At 42.9% G+C, this 20,644-nt stretch carries 18 protein-coding genes; 9 read left to right on the top strand and 9 right to left on the bottom strand.

All coding sequences use genetic code 11. The features are described 5' to 3' along the window. The first annotated feature begins 113 nt into the window (after positions 1–113). A complete protein-coding gene (locus tag AYW75_RS09965; RefSeq protein ID WP_067098989.1) occupies positions 114–1,451 on the top strand; it encodes an MmgE/PrpD family protein in 1,338 nt (445 codons plus the stop codon). Between the two features lie 245 nt (positions 1,452–1,696). Beyond that, the gene (locus AYW75_RS09970; protein ID WP_067098992.1) at positions 1,697–2,635 is read left to right on the top strand and encodes a hypothetical protein; all 939 of its coding nucleotides are present in this window, start codon (positions 1,697–1,699) and stop codon (positions 2,633–2,635) included. Between the two features lie 4 nt (positions 2,636–2,639). Here the strand turns inward: AYW75_RS09970 and AYW75_RS09975 are convergent, their stop codons facing one another. Beyond that, positions 2,640–3,143: a GAF domain-containing protein gene (locus AYW75_RS09975; RefSeq protein ID WP_082856478.1), complete on the bottom strand. Its 504-nt coding sequence runs from the start codon at positions 3,141–3,143 to the stop codon at positions 2,640–2,642. A gap of 140 nt (positions 3,144–3,283) precedes the next feature. On the opposite strand from AYW75_RS09975, the gene AYW75_RS09980 reads away from it, so the two are divergent. Beyond that, on the top strand, positions 3,284–3,556 hold the full coding sequence (locus AYW75_RS09980) for a hypothetical protein (RefSeq protein ID WP_067098995.1): 273 nt from the start codon (positions 3,284–3,286) through the stop codon (positions 3,554–3,556). A gap of 91 nt (positions 3,557–3,647) precedes the next feature. Here the strand turns inward: AYW75_RS09980 and AYW75_RS09985 are convergent, their stop codons facing one another. The 6 genes from AYW75_RS09985 to AYW75_RS10010 form a co-directional block, all read right to left on the bottom strand. After that, positions 3,648–5,930, bottom strand: a complete 2,283-nt coding sequence (locus tag AYW75_RS09985) for a bifunctional diguanylate cyclase/phosphodiesterase (protein WP_067098997.1) — start codon at positions 5,928–5,930, stop codon at positions 3,648–3,650. Positions 5,931–6,047: 117 nt separating this feature from the next. After that, positions 6,048–7,160, bottom strand: coding sequence for a DUF1513 domain-containing protein (locus AYW75_RS09990; RefSeq protein ID WP_067099000.1), 1,113 nt, complete (start codon positions 7,158–7,160; stop codon positions 6,048–6,050). A gap of 6 nt (positions 7,161–7,166) precedes the next feature. Beyond that, on the bottom strand, positions 7,167–8,222 hold the full coding sequence (locus tag AYW75_RS09995; RefSeq protein ID WP_067099002.1) for an imelysin family protein: 1,056 nt from the start codon (positions 8,220–8,222) through the stop codon (positions 7,167–7,169). After that, on the bottom strand, positions 8,222–9,568 hold the full coding sequence (locus AYW75_RS10000) for a di-heme oxidoreductase family protein (protein ID WP_067099005.1): 1,347 nt from the start codon (positions 9,566–9,568) through the stop codon (positions 8,222–8,224). Before AYW75_RS10000 ends, AYW75_RS09995 begins: the two co-directional genes overlap by 1 nt. Positions 9,569–9,635: 67 nt before the next feature. Next, positions 9,636–10,928, bottom strand: coding sequence for an imelysin family protein (locus tag AYW75_RS10005; protein WP_067099008.1), 1,293 nt, complete (start codon positions 10,926–10,928; stop codon positions 9,636–9,638). 166 nt (positions 10,929–11,094) lie between these two features. Beyond that, positions 11,095–11,670 (bottom strand): hypothetical protein, encoded by a 576-nt coding sequence (locus AYW75_RS10010; protein ID WP_067099011.1) that lies wholly within the window; start codon positions 11,668–11,670, stop codon positions 11,095–11,097. 309 nt (positions 11,671–11,979) lie between these two features. Between AYW75_RS10010 and AYW75_RS10015 the strand changes: the two genes are divergently transcribed. Continuing rightward, positions 11,980–13,161: a BaiN/RdsA family NAD(P)/FAD-dependent oxidoreductase gene (locus AYW75_RS10015; RefSeq protein WP_067099014.1), complete on the top strand. Its 1,182-nt coding sequence runs from the start codon at positions 11,980–11,982 to the stop codon at positions 13,159–13,161. 199 nt (positions 13,162–13,360) lie between these two features. Here the strand turns inward: AYW75_RS10015 and AYW75_RS19175 are convergent, their stop codons facing one another. Beyond that, the gene (locus AYW75_RS19175; RefSeq protein WP_331709523.1) at positions 13,361–13,498 is read right to left on the bottom strand and encodes a phage integrase N-terminal SAM-like domain-containing protein; all 138 of its coding nucleotides are present in this window, start codon (positions 13,496–13,498) and stop codon (positions 13,361–13,363) included. A gap of 347 nt (positions 13,499–13,845) precedes the next feature. Between AYW75_RS19175 and AYW75_RS10020 the strand changes: the two genes are divergently transcribed. The 4 genes from AYW75_RS10020 (at position 13,846) to cyaB (ending at position 17,520) form a co-directional block, all read left to right on the top strand. Further along, positions 13,846–15,309: a hypothetical protein gene (locus AYW75_RS10020; protein ID WP_067099017.1), complete on the top strand. Its 1,464-nt coding sequence runs from the start codon at positions 13,846–13,848 to the stop codon at positions 15,307–15,309. A gap of 114 nt (positions 15,310–15,423) precedes the next feature. Then, the gene (locus AYW75_RS10025) at positions 15,424–16,191 is read left to right on the top strand and encodes a hypothetical protein (RefSeq protein WP_067099019.1); all 768 of its coding nucleotides are present in this window, start codon (positions 15,424–15,426) and stop codon (positions 16,189–16,191) included. Between the two features lie 126 nt (positions 16,192–16,317). Then, on the top strand, positions 16,318–16,836 hold the full coding sequence (locus tag AYW75_RS10030; protein WP_067099023.1) for a hypothetical protein: 519 nt from the start codon (positions 16,318–16,320) through the stop codon (positions 16,834–16,836). A gap of 132 nt (positions 16,837–16,968) precedes the next feature. Continuing rightward, the gene (gene cyaB / locus AYW75_RS10035; protein WP_067099026.1) at positions 16,969–17,520 is read left to right on the top strand and encodes a class IV adenylate cyclase; all 552 of its coding nucleotides are present in this window, start codon (positions 16,969–16,971) and stop codon (positions 17,518–17,520) included. Between the two features lie 583 nt (positions 17,521–18,103). Here cyaB and AYW75_RS10040 read toward each other — a convergent pair. Further along, the gene (locus tag AYW75_RS10040) at positions 18,104–18,634 is read right to left on the bottom strand and encodes a hemerythrin domain-containing protein (RefSeq protein WP_067099029.1); all 531 of its coding nucleotides are present in this window, start codon (positions 18,632–18,634) and stop codon (positions 18,104–18,106) included. 466 nt (positions 18,635–19,100) lie between these two features. Between AYW75_RS10040 and AYW75_RS10045 the strand changes: the two genes are divergently transcribed. Beyond that, entirely contained in the window at positions 19,101–20,441 is a 1,341-nt protein-coding gene (locus tag AYW75_RS10045; protein ID WP_197478940.1) for an aconitase family protein, read from the top strand. Positions 20,442–20,644: the final 203 nt, after the last annotated feature.

Here is a 20,644-nt window from a genome sequence, read left to right on the forward strand (position 1 = left end):
AAATCTGGTTTTATCTTCGAATTAAGAATTGACTTTTATCAAGTCTTATTATTAATTTGCCCTTCTTAGGGTTTAAAGAACCAATCAAGTTTAATGTTAAGGACGTGTACTTTATGTCTAAATTCTTTGATTTTGTTAATGGCTTTAATTTTAAAGACGCACCTATTTCAACCCAATTTTTAATTAAAAATTCGTTATTAGATATTATAGGTGTTATCGCAGCGGCAAAGGATAACAACACTAATGTTAAACTTCGAAACTTTGTTTTAGAGCAATATCCAAAAGGGGATTTTGGCGCAAGAATCTTATTTGATGGACGCGTTATTTCACCACTTGGTGCAGCGTGGACAGGAGGTTTTGCTGCGGACAGTTTGGATGCTCATGAAGGACACTTTTTATCAAAGGGCCACGCTGGAGCAACAGTTGTTCCGGGATTGCTATCATTAATTGACGCCTATAAGGAGGGCGGTAAATCGGTATCAGGTGAAGAGTTTTTAAGCCTTTTAACCATTGCTTACGAAACCTCTTTACGAGCGGGTGTTGCACTTATGAACAGTGCCAGCGATTATCATGCATCAGGTGCATTTTCAGGTGTCGGCTTGGTTGCCGCTGGCGCTCGTGCGTTAAATTTTAAGCAAGATGCTTTGTTTCATGCATTGGGTATTGCGGAATATTTTGCGCCTCGTTGCCCCATGATGCGTTTGGTCGATCATCCTACCAATTTACGTGATGCCCATGGCGCGGGAGCATTTTCTGGAATGAATGCCTTAATGATGGCAAAGAACGGCGTTACTGGTGCACCAGCTGATCTCATTTTTGCTGAATCTTCAGCGTCTGCATGGCGAACGTTATGGACAGAGTGGGAGATCGATAATCAATATTTTAAGCCTTGGCCCGTATGTCGCTGGGCACAACCAGCATTAACCGCAGTTGAAGCAATGCTCGAATTGGACGCTAATATTCAAGAGCCTAATATAGAATCCATTACGATCAAAACGTTCCATGAATCGATGCGTTTGCAAGGGCATCAACCCAGCAATGCAGATGAAGCCCAATATGGTTTGGCATTTCCTGTTGCAGCCATGATTTGTCATGGCCAATTAGGGCCGAAACAAGTAAGTGACGAAGCCGTTTTTGACGAAAGAGTATTAGCACTTTGCTCGCGCATTCACATCGTTGAATCCGAAGAGTTATCTAATCGCTTTCCAGCTGAAATCTTGTCGATAGTAGAGATTACGCTAAGCGATGGTGCAGTAATTAAGAGCCCTATTAGCCAAGCAAAAGGTGATCCTAATACGGCGATGACGAAAGAAGATATAATTCAGAAATTTGTCCAATACACGTCGCCAGTGATGACTGTCGATCTGCAAAACGCTTTGATCGAAGAAGTATACAGTTTGGAGCAACGGCCAGATGTATCACGTTTATTGGATTTGATTACAGGTAACTGATTAGGTTTAAAGAATTCCTATGACTTAGTGAAAAGAGGTCATTAGGTACCAAGTGATGTCGTCTCGTTAAGTATAAGCAACGGCATTGAGCAATCGTAAATGGGGGGAGTGCTCAATTGCTAGGATGGTATGTGCCTCTCATACTTTTTCTTAGCTTAACTGGACCATCCGCTTAGGGAAATGTATATGACTCAAAATCGTCATATACATTTCCCTTTTTCATATTGCTAGGGAGTATGTGTTGTATGGATGTTATTGAGCATATGCTCAGTTCCGGACGGCTAGCGCTGGACTTAGCGTTATACGTAATGTTGCCTATTACCGTGATTATGGGCAGCATTATGATGGTATTTGACCATCGTGGCGTGCTTAAGTGGTTATCGGATTTATTAACACCTATCTCCAACCTGTTTGGGGCTTCGGGATTAAGCTTAATTGCCTTATCTAAAATGCTATTTGTTAGTTCTATCGCACCACTGCCAACGCTGAATAAACTCGATATACAGGAGCGTGATAACCGTAAACTGGCCGCCTCACTGGCGCTAGTGCTGACAGCGACTCAAGGCAATGTGTCTTTTCCAATGATTGCTTACGGCTTAGATTTTGGTGTTCTGCTTGCCTCTTCAATTATTGGTGGTGTGTTGGCGTCTGCCATCACTTATTACCTATTTGCTGCCAAGCTTAGCAGTGACTTTCAGAAGAATACACCTGACTGTTCGGCGCCAATATCTAGGCCTCGAAAGACGGTCGTTCAATCTCTTTCCGAAGGCGGCATGGAAGGTATGAAAATAGCCGTCAATATGATCCCCATGTTAACGGTGACGTTATTTTTATTGGCCGTGTTAAAGGAATTGAATGCGATTCAATGGCTCACCGAATGTTTATCTCCGGCATTCTCTGCTAATGGGCTGCCAAGCTCTGCGGCGTTACCTGTGATTACTAAGTATATTGCAGGAGGAACCGCTTATATGGGCGTAATGATTGATCTAATAGAGCAGGGAAGCATGACTGTTAGAGATATTAACATCATTGCAGGATTAGCGAGCAACCCCGTTGATTTGGTTGGGGTTGCGGTTTTTTCCGCTATTGGTCCACGTATAGGTAAGATATTTCGATATGCGATAATGGGGGCCGTAATAGGGCTAATAGCGCGGGCACTGATCCATATCTACTGGTTTAGTTAGATTTCTACGATAGCTGCCAAGACCAATCGCAGGACTGTATAAACGTATTGACCAGTTGCTCAATGCCTTGTTGGTCGTCTTCGCTAAAGCGATGAGTTTTTGGGCTGTCGATATCAAATACGGCTTTAATATTGCCGTCCACAAGGATAGGAACAACCAATTCCGCGTTCGATTCTGCATCACAGGCTATGTGATCCGAAATGGCGTGCACATCATCAACTCGTTGTGTGGTTTGTGTTCTTGCTGCCGCGCCGCACACGCCTCGACTAAAGGGGATTCGTGTACAAGCGACTTTACCTACATAAGGTCCTAATACCAGCTCGTTATTACGAACAAAGTAAAATCCCGCCCAATTAAAGTCAGGTAAGGTCTGCATAATAAAAGCAGAGAACTGCGCTGCATTGCAGATCAGGTCGTGTTCACCGCTTAATAAAGCATTTAGCTGCTCATTCAGTGCTTTATAAAACGCTGCTTTAGGAAGAGATGGGTTGGTTTCAATTGAATACATACTGTCTCGACTCTGTGATCGTTTCTATTAGGGGTTATATTTTAGCATGACGACTTAACGCTCTCTGTCATTTTGTTCCATTCTCTAAGGGCGGTCATTATGATTTAATAGAGGTGTTTATAATTTTGTCTGAGGTAGCTATGGCGAAACCACTTGTTTCACAATTTGTTAAAATGGCTTTTGCTGGATTACTAGTTTCAGGCGCCAGCATTGCTTCCGCTCAGGTGGTAGATGATTGTACGCCTCGACTTGAGAAGTATTTAGATACCTTACGTAAGAACGTTGCCTCGGAGCATATATCTCCTCGCCAAAAAGAGGCGTCTCAGAAGCTGATCGATAAGGCGGCTCGTTTAAGAGCTAACACAGAGTACACTTACACAGATTGTGCTGTATTTGATAAATTACTGTTCTAATTTACATTATCTATCATAAAAAAGCTGGACTAGGTTTTGTTCCCAAGGCCAGCTTTTTTATATCTGAACATAGGGCTGACCCTATCCTAGGCTAATACACCATACGCAGTTGTTTGGCTTTTTCATGGTTGTTATTAGTCCACTCAGAGATAGGTAAAGGTTTTCCAAAGTAGTATCCCTGCAACGTATCACAACCAAGCCCAATCAAAAGGTTCGCTTGTTCTCGCGTCTCAATACCTTCCGCAATCACACTCATATTCAACGATTTAGCCAATTGAATGGTGGATTTCACAATATCTAAATGACGTTTATCGTCGGGCAGTGGTGACACAAAACGGCGATCAATTTTTAAGATATTGGCAGGAATATCTATTAGTTGACCTAATGAGGCTTGGCCTGTACCGAAGTCATCAATTGCAATTGAAAAACCATATTGAGATAAAGCGCGCAAACGTTTGTGGATCAAAGGGTGAGTCATGACAGGACTGGTCTCAGTGATTTCCAACTCAAGCATATCGCTTAACCAAGGGCGTTCAGACGTCAGGGACATTAACAGCGCAAAGAACACGTCATTCATCAACTCTTGACCAGCAAGGTTAAACGCAATGGGAGTCTTGATACTTTCTTCGTGCCATGCTTCAAGCACCAAAATTAACTGACGTAGCAAGTTCTCTGCTAATTTCGGTAATAGGCCCAACTCTTCGGCCAGTTTAATAAATATAATAGGTGATATGAACGAGCCGTCATCTAAACGCCAACGGGCTAATGCTTCAAAAGAACGAATTTCACTTGAAGAGACCACTTGAGGTTGTAGCCACATTTCAATTTTATTGTTTTTGACAGCTTCAGCCAAAGCCAGCCCCAACTTGTGCTCTTGAATGAGCTTTGCTTCGAGTTGCTGATCAAAGAAAGCAATACGTTCTGCAGAAGTTGAGTACTCTAAAGCCATTTCGCAGCGTTCTAGTAATTCTTCTGAAGTTTCGCCTTCATTTTGATAGTAAGACACGCCAATCTGATAATCGATATTGAGAATATCATCGCCAATTCGAATCTGATCTGGCAGAACCGATTTGATTAAGGTACGTAAATTACGCTGAATTAAATACGTCTGACCGATTGGCATGAAGCAGGCGAACTTAACTCCACGCAAGCGCCCGGAGATGGTTTTGTCTGATAGCCTAGCTTGCAAAGTACGTGAAAAGTTCAAAATCACTCTATTGGCTTGTTCGCGGCCGTATTGTTTATTTAGTAATTTAAACTGGCTGATACGAATAATAAACATCGCCCCAGTGTAATAGTCAGACACATTACGAATGCGGTGGTTAACTTGATTACAGAAATTCTGGTGATTGGGTAAACGTGTTAAAGAGTCAAAGTGAGCTAATCGAGAGTTGGTCTGTTGAGTGGTTTCAAGCTCTTCTGTTAGGGCACGTAAATGAGTGACATCCTGAAGATGTAATACATAATGTCCATGAGTTGTTAAACTCGAACGGTGTACTTCTAGAAAGCTTTTAGTATTAGATTTAAGGACACATTCGGACACATTTTTTTGCCAAAAAAAGCGGTTTGAAGTATCCGACGTTGATGCGATCCAGTCGTTAATTTTAGTGCCTTCGATGGATGCAGCCAACACACTTGGAAAAAGATCTAACGCTTTTTGGTTGAGTTTTAAAACGACCCCTTTTTTGTCGCACAGTAGGGTCGGTGTACCTGTATGTTCAAAGATTTCTTCATATAAGTCTGAATGATGATTGAGGCTGCTAGCCAAATCTTTTAGTCGGGAAATTGTATTTTTTAAAGTCAAAATGACGCGAGAAACAGCAAGAGGTAACGCGAAATTAAGTAGGATGAAAATCATCATCTGCAAATACAGCATGCTGACACCCTCGCTTCCAGCAAGGGTGCGAGCATGGCCAAGGTTTATATACATATCTATGGCAAAGGTAAGGCAGTTCGCAAAGCTGATTAGTAAAGATGCTTTAAAACTGTAGAAAAGGCGAACAATAAGGGGGACGAAATACAGCGTAATGACACCAAATTCGATACCAATTGGGGAAGCTGATAGAGCAATAAAGCTGATGCCAGTGACGCCTAACAACCCAATTAAAGCCATCGCTGAAAAATGATGGTAACGACGAGAACAGGAAAGTAAAAAGGTGATCAATGCAATATAGATCACTCCTAATGAAGCAAATGTAAAGCCTTCATCTGAGCCATCAAGGCGTATCACAGTATGAATAGTATAAGATGATACAACAAGTAGGCAGGCTACGAGTAATATACGTAAAGTACTGATGCGAAAACTCTCGGAGTTTCCTGATTCGCACTCTGTATCACCAATGACAAAAAATTGTTTTAAAACGTCTAAAAACATCAAGTCACTACAATCAGGTTAGGGCTACTTCTATGCATATAATGTGCGAGCCAACCAACTAACATTACAGAAAAAAACTGCTTCTGACCATCCTGAGTATGATGCAATTCACTAAAATTATATTTTCAGATCAAGACGTTTTAAGTGATTATCCCAATGCACTTCTGCGAGTTGATTTATTTGGCTGATTTTACGCTGGCGTGGTTGTGAAATCAGCTGTTTACCTGTGCCACTGGTCAAAATAAACTCATGTTTATGTTTTGTCGCAACCAATCCGCAGACATCGCGGCAATTATCAACACCTAAGAATGTCTTGCTAGGAACATCCCAATAGGCAACAAGGCCGCCACGAGGGGTACTGATGGCTAATGTTTCACCACTTTGATCAAAACAAACACTACCACAATATTGTTTAAAACGGGTTCTGACGTGGTCCGGCATGCCAATATAATCTAAATGGTCAGATTTTACATCTGAAAGTGCTACTAAGGGAACTTTTTCCCACGGCTCACCGTGGTATTGAAATCCTAAAGCCACCGTACCTTGTGCTGTCACATCTAGATGGCGAATACTTAACTGGTGTAAAGCATCTTCATGTTGAGCCTGATTGATTAACCTACCGTCTGATAATGACAAATATGTTACATTTGGCTTCATTGTCTCTAAGTTTATGATTTCACGGTCATTATCAGGATGAGTTTGCAAGCCACCATTGGCAATAACCAGTGTGTCGTCAGACATCAAAACGGACTCATGAGGGCCAATTCCACCACTGCTGTATTCATTAAGAACCTCACCATCGGGCCAACGACGAGTGACAATTTTCCCCTGTCCCGTTGGATAATGATTTTCTTGGGTGATTAATTGCAAACCATCTTTGCTAAAGACTGCATGACCATAAAAGTGATGATCAGTGAGAGGCGTAATACGTTTGATTGCTTTGCCCGATAAAGGGTTAAAGAAATCGATATAAAAGCCAGGGCGTCGCGCAACAGCCCCGATTACCGAGTAAGTTGGATGAACGACTGGTGCATGGGCACGCTCTGGTAAAGGCATAGACCAACGCAATTTTCCGTTGCTACCAAATGCACCAATAAAATGAGCAGTTTTGCTTTTTGAGAAAGCTGAAATGAACAGCTCTCCATTCGTTTCAATAGGCAAAGCCGATGCCCATGTTGGGATCGACAATGCCGCTAATGATGATGTTAAAAACGCACGACGAGAGAGCATGATTGGTTAATCTCCATCTCGGCTATTGAAGCCAATCTGGAATCCTAATGCGGTCACTAAATTGGTCAGCTGGGTTTGGCTGTTTGAGATAGCACGAACCAAAGGTTTCGCCAACGCGACACGCTTATCTTGCGAATACTCACCCGTGAAGTAATCTTGTGGAAGTTGCAGCGCCAATTTCAAACTGTCTGATAAGGCTGCTTCTAGTGCTTTGGCAAGCTCAGGTTGTTCCGCACTGGCAGCATCGTAAAGAGAAGGTTGACCAACATGGTACAGCGCACGATAGGCTTTTAAATTGGTGATGATTACAGCTAACGACGCTTCACTGCGATAAAACTCAGCGAGCTTTAGGTTGGGGCGATCTTTGTAGCCAATCGGGGTTTCAAGCTTCGCGTCTTTTACCACAGACATGTGTTCAAGCCATTGTTGAACTAACTGTTCTAGTACTAAATGCTCAGGTGTTACGCTGGCGCCTTCTTCCGGGTAGATCCAGTCTGTTGCTTTACTTTGCTGCCATTGGCTTAGAACATCCTCCGTTGTTTTAGCATGATGGCGGCTAATCGCTTCTAATACTTCACAATCACTTTTGCGCTGAATAACATTGAAGTCCCCATGAAAAAGTAGTGACTCAATCGCCGTCATGCCGCGCACAGCAATGCTGGCTGATGTCCAAAATTTGGGTGCCGCCATCATACTCGGATCAGAGCTTAGATTGCGCAATTGGCGCTGGGTAACGCCTTTCTTGTCGGGCCAGTATTCATACGCGTAATAACGCATGAAATATGTGACAGGGCCAAAGTTTAGCCACTGAACTTGTTGCCAATCACTAATGTTTTGCCTAAAAGCCATTTGAGCCGCTGATAATGTTGCGTTAGACGGAGCGGCACACAGCGCATCAGTTGCATCGGCTAATTGATTGGCGCTAGAGCTGAATTGTTGGTACTTCGGCACAATGTACTGAGATTGAATTTGCTCAAGTGTAGTATCCCATTGATCAGCAAATACTGAGGTGCCTGCCAGCATGGTAAGGGAAGCGGCAATAACTTTTTTAAGACATAGCATCAGAGTGACTCCAAAAATCTAACAAATAAAGCGCGTTGTTTAGCGTTAAGGGACTTGTAAGCTTTTTTACTAGCCTGGGCTTCGCCACCGTGCCAAAGAATAGCTTCTTCAATAGTGCGCGCACGACCATCGTGAAGAAAGCCGTTACGACCAGAAACAGACTCAGATAAGCCTATCCCCCATAGCGGAGCAGTTCGCCACTCCTGCGGTGAAGCGTTAAATACGGGAAAACCATTGGCGAGCTCAGACCCCAAATCGTGCAAAAGCATATCAGTAAACGGATAAAAGTCTCTATGACTTAAGGTAGTAAACTTTGATAAGCCTGTTGTAAGTTTAGGAATATGGCAGCTACCACATTCCAATTGATCAAATATCTGCTTGGCATCTTTAAACCACGCTTGATCTAAATTACGCATAGCTGGTGGCATGCTGAGTGCCACATAGGTATCCAGCACCGCCATTTGTTCTTTACTGACTTCTAAGCCATCAAGATGTTGACTGTTTCCGTTAGGTGCTTGCATACAGTCAGTTTGTGCAACCGTGCAGTCACCACTGGGAAAGGGAAATAGTTCTGTCGATAAGCCAAGATCCCCATTAAAAGCAGACTGGTTTTGTTCATTCAGTGAGGAAACGCTTGCTTTGTGGCCAAAACGTCCGAGTAGCCTATCGTCATCGCGTTCGATCCAATTAGCTTTACCGCTGATGCCATTCTGATCAAGATCATCTGGGTCAGCATTCTCAAGAATGAGCGAGTCGGGTACTAAGTCCAGTAGCCCCATGCCAACCAGAGGCGGCGAAACACGCATAGAGAAACCGGTTGTTTCTTGAAAATCACCGTGGTTCAACGATAGCCATTCAAGCGAGGGATTGCGCAATGTCACTTGAGAGCCGTCGTCAAATGTCTCAATGGATTCTTGCCAATGGATACGATAATCGCCTTCGGTTTTAACATTCGTCGCACTGAGAGGGTGAAACTGGCGGCCATACATATAATCGCCAATCACGCGATCAGGCGCAGCTTTATCAGAGTTTCCTAAGCGAATAAAGAAAGAAGGAACGTCACTGCCCAACTGGTCTGTTGTCGGAGCATGACCGCGGCCACTGTTTACGTGACAACTGTGACATGAGCGAGCGTTAAAGTGTGGCCCTAAGCCATCGCTGGCGGTAGTAGAAGAGGGCGCCGGTACCCAAAGACGCTCAAACATGCTTTGCCCTAGATAAAAAGCTTGCTTCTCCGTAGCACTAATATTGGGAAATGGCTGTTGATACGCTTTACTATCAGCAAGAGCGAAAACACTGTATAAGCATGCGAACAATGGAATTAAGAAACTATAGCATCGAGTCATAATCGTAACGCTCAAACGGCAAAAGGGGTGACTGAGTCACCCCTATAAAAACCTCAACAAGTATTCTTTAGAATACAGAGCTTGGGTTATCTAAGCTGTCAGAACCTTCAAGTGCGATGCCTTCAAGGTTCAACGCGCGAATCACTTCTTCAGTGGTGCGTGTTTGATCCACAAGTGAGTCAACAAAGTTCTGAACAAGCGCATTACCGCCAGCGTTGTTCATTGCAATCAATACATCAAACGTCTGACCTTGCTTAGCTGCGTCCACCATAGCTTGGCCTGCGGCTTCTGTAACATCAAGGTCTGCTTTCATTTCAACATCCAAAGCAGGATTTTTTTCAGCAACTAGAGCAGACAGTGACGGGCCTTTAACCCAGCTACCATCGACACGTTGATATTCACCAAGGTAAACGTTTTTAATGCCTTTGGCATCGTAGTAGTGTGACCAATGGGTATTATCAGAAAAACAATCGTGCTCTTCTTCAGGGTCATGCAACATCAAGCCAAGCTTAGTACGCTCTCCACCGAGTTCACCATACGCCAAACTGCCCATTCCGGTTAAAATGGTGCTTAGACCTTCTTCAGGAGATTGCTCTTGTAGCGCAGTACGTGCTTCGCCACCGTCTTTCCAAGCATCAGCCATGTATTCTAGGTCGGAAACCAAAAGCGCTGTTACAGCAGCTAAGTATTGACGACGACGATCACAGTTACCGTTACTGCAGTTGTCTAGGTCGTAATCTGAAGCAGGGCGTTCACCCGCACCTGGTTTTGTGCCATAGAGATCTTGGCCCCATAGCAAAAACTCAATCGCGTGGTATCCACTTGCGACGTTTGCTTCAATGCCATCTGCTTCTTGTAGTGAATCAGCAATTAATTCAGGTGTGATGGTTGTCGCATCGACCGTTTTACCGCCGATGACTAATGAAGAATTAGCGACGACGTTGGCAGTATAAAGCGGGTTAAGATCTGACTCTGATCCATAAGACGACGCAGAGACGTAGTCAATTAACCCCTCGTCCAGTGGCCAAGCATTTACTTTGCCTTCCCAGTCATCAACGACGGCATTGCCAAAACGATACACTTCGGTTTGCTGATATGGAACGCGTGCAGCAATCCATGCATCTTTCGCAATTTGCAAGTTTGCTTCCGTTGGCTCATCTAAAAAAACATCAATAGAGGACTGTAGTGCTTGTGCTGTCGTCAAAGAGTCGCCGTATGCGGCTACTGCGATGTCGGCATATTGATCGACAACGGAACTAGCTGAAAGCGCAACATCATCAGATTTAACAGACTGAGTACCGCATGCAGTTAGCAGACCTGCAGCAACAAGTGCGGCAATCGGGGTCAATACTTTTTTCATTAATTACTGCTCCATATGCAAAATAATGTTGCAACAGCTTATTAGAAATGAAAATGATTATCAATGGTGCTTTCGTCTCTTTCTGGAAATAATGTTGATATAACGCAATAAATGCAAAAAAGATCTAAATTTCAGCAGTGCTATACGCATTAAGCGTTACAGCGTGTTACTCACAGGTTACACCGAATTGACTCAGTGATTCTGTGGATAACGGATATTGACAACTGGCATCACGAAAGTGATTACCTGTTTCCCAAGAGATCGAGACACTTTCCGGTGAGCTTTGTTGATAACTTGGAATGAAGCGATATGAAGCCAATACTTCAATCTCACTATTTGGCCCTAATTCAACAGAATGGCCTATTAAACGCTGACGCGTTGCAGGGTCATATAAAGTGTAATCAGTAGTGTACTCTCGGTTGCCGCTTTCATGTTCAAAATACAGCCAAATTTTTCGGTAGGTTACCGATTCTCTGCTGGGGTTTTTCAACGTGAATTTCGTGAAAATTTGCTGAGGCATGGTCAAAGATTGACTGGCTTTCATAAAGCCCGTGCTTGCATCTTGGTTTTTCCAAGGGCTACCAGCACCAAAAGAGATGGTCGTAAGTTCAATGTTAGCTTTGGCAACAGAGTTGCTTGCAAACGCCAGCAGATCTTTGGTTGGTGCATAAAGCCCGACAATGATGGCTGCGATTGCAAAATAGAAGGTTTTACCGCGTAAATAGTGGACTAAAGCGTTCATAGATTCACCTATACTGTATCGATATACAGTACTGTATATAAAATCAGCTAAAGTGTGCAAGGTTTTTCTTGACGAATTCTTGAAGCTGCGTGGTTGTTGATGCAGAGCGAAGCATCCAAAGAAAATGCTAAAAAACGCTTGATTTAAAAAATATCATTGATTTTTAAAGGAAAAAATGGAATTCCCACAGTGTTTTTCACGGTTTCTGTGGAAATAAACTGGAACGCCTTTTGCTATGCCCAGTTGCACAATGCAGGCATAATTTCTGTCGCTTATGTATAATGCCCATCCACAAAAATAGGGGTAATAATGGAACATTTCGACGTCGTCATCATTGGAGCTGGAGCATCAGGCTTATTCTGCGCAGCGCAAGCAGGCTACCGTGGCCGTAAAGTATTGGTGTTAGATCATGCCAATAAAGCCGGTAAAAAAATCCTCATGTCTGGGGGAGGGCGTTGTAATTTCACCAATTTAGACGCTGCCCCAAAACACTTTTTGTCTGAAAATCCACACTTTTGTATCTCTGCATTAAAGCGATACACCTCCTATGACTTTGTTGAATTAGTAGACAGACATGGGCTTGAATACGTCGAAAAAGCACCCGGACAATACTTTTGTGAGCATTCTGCGAAAGATTTGCTCACCATCTTGCTAACCGAGTGCGAATGGTCTGGCTCAGAAATTCGCCTAGACACCAAAATCAACACAATTAATAAGCTAGAAAATGGCTTTAAATTGGCCACAAGTGGGGGACAAATTCAGTGTGAATCACTGGTTGTGGCTACCGGCGGTTTATCCATTCCGACACTCGGTGCAAGTGGTTTCGGTTATCAAATCGCAGAGCAATTTGACCTAAAGCTTTTACCGCGCCGTGCCAGTCTCGTGCCGATCACAATCCAGCCGATCATGAAAGAAAAGTTATCCACACTCTCTGGTATAAGTCTTGACATCGAAGCCACAGCGAATGGCGTGACCTTCAAAGAGCCGATGTTATTTACCCATCGTGGTATTAGCGGTCCCGCCATCTTGCAGATCAGTAATTTCTGGCAGCCGGGTGATGAACTGCAATTAAACCTCTTGCCAGACATGGATCCCGATGCCCACTTTAAAACACTGCGCCAAGACAAACCGAAGCGTGCGCTAGAAACTGAACTTAACAGCTTATTACCAAAACGATTTGTTGAAGTGATGAAACAAGACGTCCCTTGGATGACCAAACCTATGGCTGAATTATCCAATGAGCAATTGGCGCAAGTGATCCAATACTTAACGCACTTTGATGTGCAACCCAACGGCACGGAAGGCTACCGTACCGCCGAAGTGACGCTGGGTGGTGTCGACACCAACGAAGTCAGCTCCAAAACCTTTGAATGCAACAATGTAAAAGGGTTATACCTAATAGGGGAGGTGCTAGACGTCACCGGCTGGCTAGGGGGCTACAACTTCCAGTTTGCATGGTCATCGGGCTTTGCCGCAGGACAGTTTGTTTGATGGTGGGTTTAATAAATTAAACCGTTAACTATTTAATTGCACCGTTAACTTTCTCCGGTTTCCATTAAATTAGACCGTTAACTTTTCAGCTCCAATTCTCTTCAAATCGCCTCAGTGCTTGATGCACTGGGGCTTTCAGTGTTTTCTTATCAAAATCCCGCCAAAAATGGAATTAGAGTGTTAACTTTTGAGATTCACACTAATACGGTGCGCCTTTCGAATTATGAAAACGAATGAAATAACGAATCCAGTATAAGTAGGATTTATCCGTTTTCATGCTGTAGCTACGTATAAGCAACTTGCTTCGAAGGTAATTCATAAAAGGGCTGGAAGACATCACACACTCCTTGTGGATATTTTTACAAAACTGTATATATACAGTTTATTTTTGCCTTCGCAAGTTGTTTGCCTGTTTTCATAATCTGAGTGTGGTTCAGTTTCTCGATTTGTCATAGAAGCGTCAACGAAAAAGTATTAAGATCAATAACTAACCAATATCGCAGCCAGAATAACGTGCTATGGACAACTGATATAACGCGCATTCTCGATTTCATGTTTTGAATTGCTATGGGGTAAGCTAGGAAAATGTTTTTAAAACAGAGCATTAGAGTGTTTTTCCTGAGCTTTCCAGCACTGCGTAAACACGCATGCGCACTATTAAAATGTTAACCCCCAAGGAAGATTATGAGCGTCAAATTAATATTCTCAGAATACTTTGAAATAGAAGAAAAAGAGTTGGATGATCATGGCGCTCTGAATATATGTTTAACTTCAGATTTGCCGCTGTTTATCGATCCATTCCTACTGTTTGCATCAGATAAGCCAGAGTATAAAGAGCAACATGACAAAATCGTTTCCCATCTGATTTTACTAAAAGAGATTGCAGTAAATGAGGGAGACGGTGCAAATGCAAACCTCTTCAAATTTCCAGAGATAAAGCAAAACTGGCTTGGCCTCTGTAAGTATGGGAATAATGGCAAGGGTCTAGGCGAAAAATTTGCTAAAGATATAATTGCAGCGTTCAACGGATTCTATTCAAATTTCGGCGAAGAGACGATTTCATCTGCTACTCACATTGAGAAGCTGACTCTTGTAGGTGCGGGAATTGGAAAAGACTTTATTAGTGACTTCGCCACTAATTTAATGCTCGAATACCTATTAGAATACACGCAAAGTTTTGCCAGAAAATCATTGCAACCCCATCAAAGAAAAGTTTTCAGCGTTAGATGTTCTTATGATGAAAACCTGATGATATGGAAGCCAAAAGAATATGAGTTACCATATTTCCACCTTGAGAAAGGTGGGGATTTTATACTGCTTACCCCTCTAGACATACTTACAAAAGATGAAGCATTTATATGTCATAGTGAACTTTCGGGTGATTTCAGAAGAATAGCTAGCTCAATCGGTAATGCTGCATTGCGCGAATCTGTAAACTCATACTTCCTTAAAGCTTTGCCAATTTCACCTAAGAAAAAAGATATTGAGTACGCCGTATCAAAAACAATAAATGAATTTCCAGAGATTCTGGACTATTACATAAAGCAAAAAGAAGACAAAAAAGACCAATCCACGAAAATATCAAAAGAGAAAATTGAAAAAATACGCGGCGAGCTTATCAATACCCTTTCACTTTTCTGTGAAAATCTACTCGAATCTAGTGATTTCTTCGAAGTTAAACCTAATAGCTACGACGAAGCTCTACAAAGAGCCAATTTCCTTAAAGACAATATAGAAAATAATGACGGGTACAGAATTTTCTATCAAAAAGGAAAGCCTATTGCTTCCGAAGATACTATTCAGCGTGTGTTTAGATTGACTTGGTACGCCTCTCCGTATGACGTAAACTCTGAAGTCAACAACGGTCGAGGTCCTGCGGACTATAAGGTTTCTTTTGGTAGTGGCGACTCGACAATTATTGAGTTTAAGTTAGCCCGATCTTCATCGCTGAAAAATAATCTTAAAAATCAAACAGAGATATACAAAAAGGCATCTAAATCTATCTCCGATATCAAAGTAATCCTCTGCTACACGAAGTCAGAGGTAGCAAAAGTAGATAGAATTCTAAAGGCTATGGAACAACAAGGAGCTGAAAATATAGTGATAATTGATGCATCACCAAAAGTGTCAGCGTCAAAGGTTGTCTAGGGTTAACAAGGCGCTGCTGTCGGACAGATTTTCCGCTGCGCTCCAAATTTGCCGCAGAGCGCGGCGTTAGGCTTCAAAAATATTCAAATTAGGAGGTGTGTTTTGGAGGAGAGTATGAATAAGAAAAAAGAATCAAATGGATTTTTTCATTTTGTTACAGAGTTGAGCGTAATCCAAACCTTAGTGTTAACTGCAATTGCAGTTTTGTTTCCGACATTTAAGAATGTCGACTTTTTTGGTAGGCTGAAATCCTTAGATTTTGATGGGTTGATGCTCTATCAGGGCTTGTTTGCATCCATAGCTGTTGTGTCGGCATTTCTTATTTTATACATAGTTAGTAAGCTTGCAGCATCTTCTACCGCTTGTACTACATTTAAGAAATATTTCTACTACGTATTAACCTTTTCGCTTATTTTTATCTTTTCACTGAGTCTTAGAGAATTTTATGCCCCAACTTCTTCATTAACATCTTATATAGTTGGTAAAGAAATGAAGGTCAATTATGGTTTGGTTCAAGTTGAATCAGGGCTGGAGTATGAGGTTCAGAGTTGCTCCAGATCTGGTACGCTAATCCAATGTGACCTGAAAGTTTCCAATAAAACGGACGAGGATTATAATGTTTCTAGGTTTGATCGTGTTTTCTTGTATGACCAGAGAAATAATCAAGGGGCTCGCGAAAAAGTGATCTTTGATAATAAAGGAGTTGGACGTTGGGAAAAAATTCACTTGACTAAAAAGTCTTCTGCCAACTTAGTTCTATATTTTAAAATGTCTGCCAAATCAAATTCCAATCTGGTTAAAAAACTTCAGATTAACTTTCACTATTTTGGGGCAGATCGTTCAGTTACGTTTAGGAACTTGAAGCTAGAGTCTGCACAATAAAAGCCTAACAAACCCATCAAGCCGACCTCCTTTCGTTACCATTTTTGGGATTGGCGCGAGCGCCAGCCCCAAAAATGGCTCTGATTTTCTGCGGCTTATGGGAGCGTTATGCCTTAAGGAGAAATTGTGACGATTCTCGATGAAATTGAAACGGAGACTTGGCACATCTTGACATCAATCTACACGCATCAGCGGTTGATGGAAGGGCTCACAAAAGCCGGAACAAGATATGATTTGGCAAACCAACTTGTAGCCCTCAATGCATTGCTAGAAATGCTGGTGATACGCATAGCTCGCCTTGCAGATAAACGGAAAGATGCAAGGTCTGTATCAATGCTCATAAAACGAGGTTCTTTTCCAGCCCCTGCTCAGGCAGTGAAAGACGCAGCAGATAAATTTCTTTTACTCGCTGAGCCCGTAGTCAAGATGCGACATGAGCGAGTTGCGCATATGAAACCAGGAGTACTAAGCAGCTATGATCCTCAAGACCTTCCTGTTGAAGCTCTAAGAGCGGCAGAATCCCTTGTAAATCTAATAGATATTGCTAGAGGGCAGCCTCTTTCCTATAAATACAAGGTCGGTTCCATGGAGTCCGTCATTGACTTGCGAGCATCATTGACTGCTGGTGAGTTGGTCACGGCATAACAAATCAATTAACTACGCGCCTTTGGCGCCGGACGCAGCAAAGCTGCGCCGGTTATTGAGGCGCTATGCGTACGGCCATGTTTAGCTAATCATGCTTATGTTAAAGTTCTCATTTTAAAATTGGATTACAAAATGAGCGATGAGCATTTTCAAGGCAAATATGAGGTAGAGCTTAAGTACCGCATTGAGTCGAAGACTAATTTTTTGAATGTTTTGAAACATATACCCCATGAAATCATGCTTGAGGATAATTTAGAATCCGACTGTTATTTTGATACACCTAATAAATCATTGTACAGTCAGAATAAGAGCGTCTGTATTCGTACTATGAATCCATCAGGTATAAAGCTTTGGATTGTTAAAGGCCCAGAAGGTGACCGGTGTGAAGCGACTAATATTACTGATGCGGAAAGTGCTAAAAGTATGCTTGAAACGATGGGGTATGAAATTACATTGAAAGCGACCAAAACTCGAAGTATCTATTTTATCGGTAAGTTTCATATCACGGTTGATACTTTGGATGACATTGGCGACTTTGCTGAGTTCGCCATCATGACAGATGATGAATCGATGTTAAGTGCTTATAAATCAGAACTTGAAACCCTAGCTAGTAAGTTTGGGTTAACAGAATCAGCATTGCAGACTAAATCCTATAAACAGATGTTCGCGGAAAAATACGCATAAAAAAGCGTTTAAGGCAGATTAGCAACGCTCTGCATTCTCAGTTTGCTCTGCATTTAGTGTGTACTTCACAATGGTTAGGTTACTTAGTATGTTGCTCACTACTTAATGCGGTGTTAAACGTAATCATTAGGATGTACCGTACCGTACGTGATTTCAGATTGTTAAAATTATGAGTCGACCAAAAAATCTATTCTAGATATTTTTAGTTCTGAACCTAATTATTAACTTGCTCTGGCGCGATCTGTGTTTGAGCCATTTAGGTAACCACTCTGGGTTACAATAGACTGCTTTCAAATCCTCACCTGACTGTTTCCCGAGCTGAATCTTTACGACTCTTTTTTCACTCAAGAGTACTTGCCCCAGTTCGGCTTACACACTTCCCATCTTTTTGATTCCTGCTCTTTACTAGAGGCTTTAACAAAAAATCATAGGAACCATTAGGGTCAGATGAGCATTAAACACTGTGTTCATTTGACTCTAAAGATTACTAAAGATTAGCAAGTGATCTTTGCTGCTGTACCCCATCATGCTTGAGTGCTGGGGTGGCCTACCATCGAACTAGTCGTTAGATGGTTGATCGGTGTTATGACTGTTTCACTGTTTGCACAGGTTCCTCGACGTAGTCGTCAACATCTTTGTTTTTGACAGCCACGCCGGTTAGATGATTACTTTGAAACTCAAGGAATTGGACACCCAGTTTATGGCGTACTTCAAGAGAGTTGCGCTGACGGAAATCCACGAGGCATTGGCGCTCTTCTTCGCCCATGTGATCGCTATTGGCTACTTCGCAGTCTGCGACGGCTGAAAACCAATCTGGTGACCCTACTTCATAGTTCTGTACCTTTTCACCTGTATCCCGAATGTCATTGTGATCGCCAATGGCGTCGCGCGTTTCGTCTTCTGCATCATCGGCATCGGCTGCGCCAGTCCCAGTTTTCAATAAGTCAGGGTAGAAAAAACGTTCTTCGGCTTCGGCATGAGTATCTAGCAAATCTTTTAAGCGCCCCCACACTGCGGCCAGTGCGTCGGTTTCGCTTGGGTCAATTTCGCTAATCGCGGCAAACAGTCGGCGCTGTTCGGCATGATCGTCTAAAATAATCTGTGTAACGTCCATAGTTGATCCTTGTGTTTTTTTGAATGGCTTTTAAGTGAAGGCTAATTGACACCTCATTTTTTAGAGCTCTTCTTTTACGTGATTTTTTGAAGCCATTTATTGTTAAAGAAGACAGCAAAAGAAGTTACACCCCATACAGGTACGCTTTAAAACACAATTTAGATTGCTCGGTATTTCAATTTCATCTGACTCCAATAGAGGCTTCTTTTTGATTCCTGCTCTTTACTAGAGGCTTTAACAAAAAATCATAGGTTTGTTATGGTGAAGGAAAGAATGAGTAAGCGATGATCTACCTGTCTACTTTTCTATAAGGGTTGATATCCTGTCTCTTACACGATTTACCTTAAGGTATCAGAGCAAAACGGTTTTGATACCTTATGCAATCATTATCTTTTTAGCACCCGTCCTCTGCATAGGCGCTGTATTGTCTATGTTTAGGTCCAGTAACCAAGATAAGGAAGCTACCATGAGTGATACGTTTAATGTAAAAGATACGATCTCGGTTGATGGTAAAGCGCATGCCTACTACAGTTTGCCAAAATTGACCGACACCTATGAGAACATCAGTCGATTGCCATACAGCATGAAAATCGTCTTAGAAAACCTATTGCGTAATGAAGACGGTGGTCAGTCGGTAGGTAAAAACCATATCGAGGCGGTGGCCAATTGGGATGCGGGGGCTGAAGCCTCAAAAGAGATTGCGTTTATGCCAGCGCGTGTGGTATTACAAGATTTTACTGGTGTGCCATCGGTGGTGGATCTGGCTGCGATGCGGGATGCGGTGGTGAAGCTTGGCGGTAAAGCGGAGCAAATCAATCCCTTTATCCCAAGTGAGCTGGTGGTTGATCACTCTGTACAGGTCGATGCTTATGGCCGTGAAGACTCGCTGGATTTAAACGAAAAAATCGAATTTAAACGTAACCAAGAGCGTTATGAGTTTTTGAATTGGGGTAGTAATGCCTTTAAAAACTTCGTTGTGGTGCCGCCTGCAACGGGTATTGTGCATCAGGTCAACCTAGAGTACCTCGCTCGCGTGGTGATGGCCTCTGAGGTCGACGGCGAGCTAACGGCTTACCCTGATACCGTGTTTGGTACCGACAGTCATACGACCATGATTAATGGTATTGGTGTGCTTGGTTGGGGGGGGGGCGGCATCGAAGCGGAAGCGGCCATGCTGGGTCAACCTTCCTCAATGCTGATTCCCCAAGTGGTTGGGTTCGAGCTGACCGGGAAATTAACGGAAGGCGTGACCGCCACCGATCTGGTACTGCGTGTGGTTGAAATGCTGCGTTCCCACGGAGTGGTGGGTAAGTTCGTTGAGTTCTTCGGTGAAGGCTTACACAACATGCCGCTTGCCGATCGTGCCACCATTGCCAATATGGCGCCGGAATATGGGGCGACGTGTGGCATCTTTCCAATAGACCAAATGGCGATTGATTACTTGCGACTGTCCGGTCGCGATGAATCTCAAATCAAGCTGGTTGAACAATATGCCAAGAAGCAAGGGCTTTGGCATGATGCCGACACGCCAGCCGCAACTTACTCAAGCAAGTTAGAGCTTGATTTATCGTCTGTACAACCTGCCATGGCAGGGCCAAATTTACCGCAGCAGCGCATCAATCTATCGGATATGCATAAGAAATTTGGGGAAACCCTCGCGCAGATGGCAAAAGGTCGTACCCCTGAAAGTGACGCCAAAGCGCGGTTTGATCACGAGGGTGGAGAGAAAGAGCAGGCAGAGGACTTAGCGGCTGAGCCAAAACAATTGGGGTCAGATGAAAATAGAGCTCAAATAGAGCTCAAATAGAGCACTGACTCCATACGTATTCCCCAGACACATATTATGCTATTTTTTAAATTTCTTATCCTAATGTAATCCATGCTTCATTCAATCCTCAATCCAGCTTGACCTATCGAGTCGGCAGGCTTGTGTGCCGAGCCTACAGCCCCCAAAACCTGTTGTCACAATCCCTTGTCAAAACTATACTGTATAAATATACAGTATATGGG

The organism is Marinomonas atlantica (assembly GCF_001639725.1).
GTDB lineage: Bacteria > Pseudomonadota > Gammaproteobacteria > Pseudomonadales > Marinomonadaceae > Marinomonas > Marinomonas atlantica.

What these genes read in the sequence shown, in the direction of transcription:
- AYW75_RS10045 (WP_197478940.1), top strand. Translation starts at nt 19,101, where the DNA reads ATGAGTGATACGTTTAATGTAAAAGATACGATCTCGGTTGATGGTAAA.
- AYW75_RS10020 (WP_067099017.1), top strand. Translation starts at nt 13,846, where the DNA reads ATGAGCGTCAAATTAATATTCTCAGAATACTTTGAAATAGAAGAAAAA.
- AYW75_RS10000 (WP_067099005.1), bottom strand. Translation starts at nt 9,568, where the DNA reads ATGACTCGATGCTATAGTTTCTTAATTCCATTGTTCGCATGCTTATAC.
- AYW75_RS09980 (WP_067098995.1), top strand. Translation starts at nt 3,284, where the DNA reads ATGGCGAAACCACTTGTTTCACAATTTGTTAAAATGGCTTTTGCTGGA.
- AYW75_RS09965 (WP_067098989.1), top strand. Translation starts at nt 114, where the DNA reads ATGTCTAAATTCTTTGATTTTGTTAATGGCTTTAATTTTAAAGACGCA.
- AYW75_RS10010 (WP_067099011.1), bottom strand. Translation starts at nt 11,670, where the DNA reads ATGAACGCTTTAGTCCACTATTTACGCGGTAAAACCTTCTATTTTGCA.
- AYW75_RS09975 (WP_082856478.1), bottom strand. Translation starts at nt 3,143, where the DNA reads ATGTATTCAATTGAAACCAACCCATCTCTTCCTAAAGCAGCGTTTTAT.
- AYW75_RS09970 (WP_067098992.1), top strand. Translation starts at nt 1,697, where the DNA reads ATGGATGTTATTGAGCATATGCTCAGTTCCGGACGGCTAGCGCTGGAC.
- AYW75_RS09995 (WP_067099002.1), bottom strand. Translation starts at nt 8,222, where the DNA reads ATGCTATGTCTTAAAAAAGTTATTGCCGCTTCCCTTACCATGCTGGCA.
- AYW75_RS10005 (WP_067099008.1), bottom strand. Translation starts at nt 10,928, where the DNA reads ATGAAAAAAGTATTGACCCCGATTGCCGCACTTGTTGCTGCAGGTCTG.
- AYW75_RS19175 (WP_331709523.1), bottom strand. Translation starts at nt 13,498, where the DNA reads ATGTCTTCCAGCCCTTTTATGAATTACCTTCGAAGCAAGTTGCTTATA.
- cyaB (WP_067099026.1), top strand. Translation starts at nt 16,969, where the DNA reads ATGAGCGATGAGCATTTTCAAGGCAAATATGAGGTAGAGCTTAAGTAC.
- AYW75_RS09985 (WP_067098997.1), bottom strand. Translation starts at nt 5,930, where the DNA reads ATGTTTTTAGACGTTTTAAAACAATTTTTTGTCATTGGTGATACAGAG.
- AYW75_RS10025 (WP_067099019.1), top strand. Translation starts at nt 15,424, where the DNA reads ATGAATAAGAAAAAAGAATCAAATGGATTTTTTCATTTTGTTACAGAG.
- AYW75_RS09990 (WP_067099000.1), bottom strand. Translation starts at nt 7,160, where the DNA reads ATGCTCTCTCGTCGTGCGTTTTTAACATCATCATTAGCGGCATTGTCG.
- AYW75_RS10040 (WP_067099029.1), bottom strand. Translation starts at nt 18,634, where the DNA reads ATGGACGTTACACAGATTATTTTAGACGATCATGCCGAACAGCGCCGA.
- AYW75_RS10015 (WP_067099014.1), top strand. Translation starts at nt 11,980, where the DNA reads ATGGAACATTTCGACGTCGTCATCATTGGAGCTGGAGCATCAGGCTTA.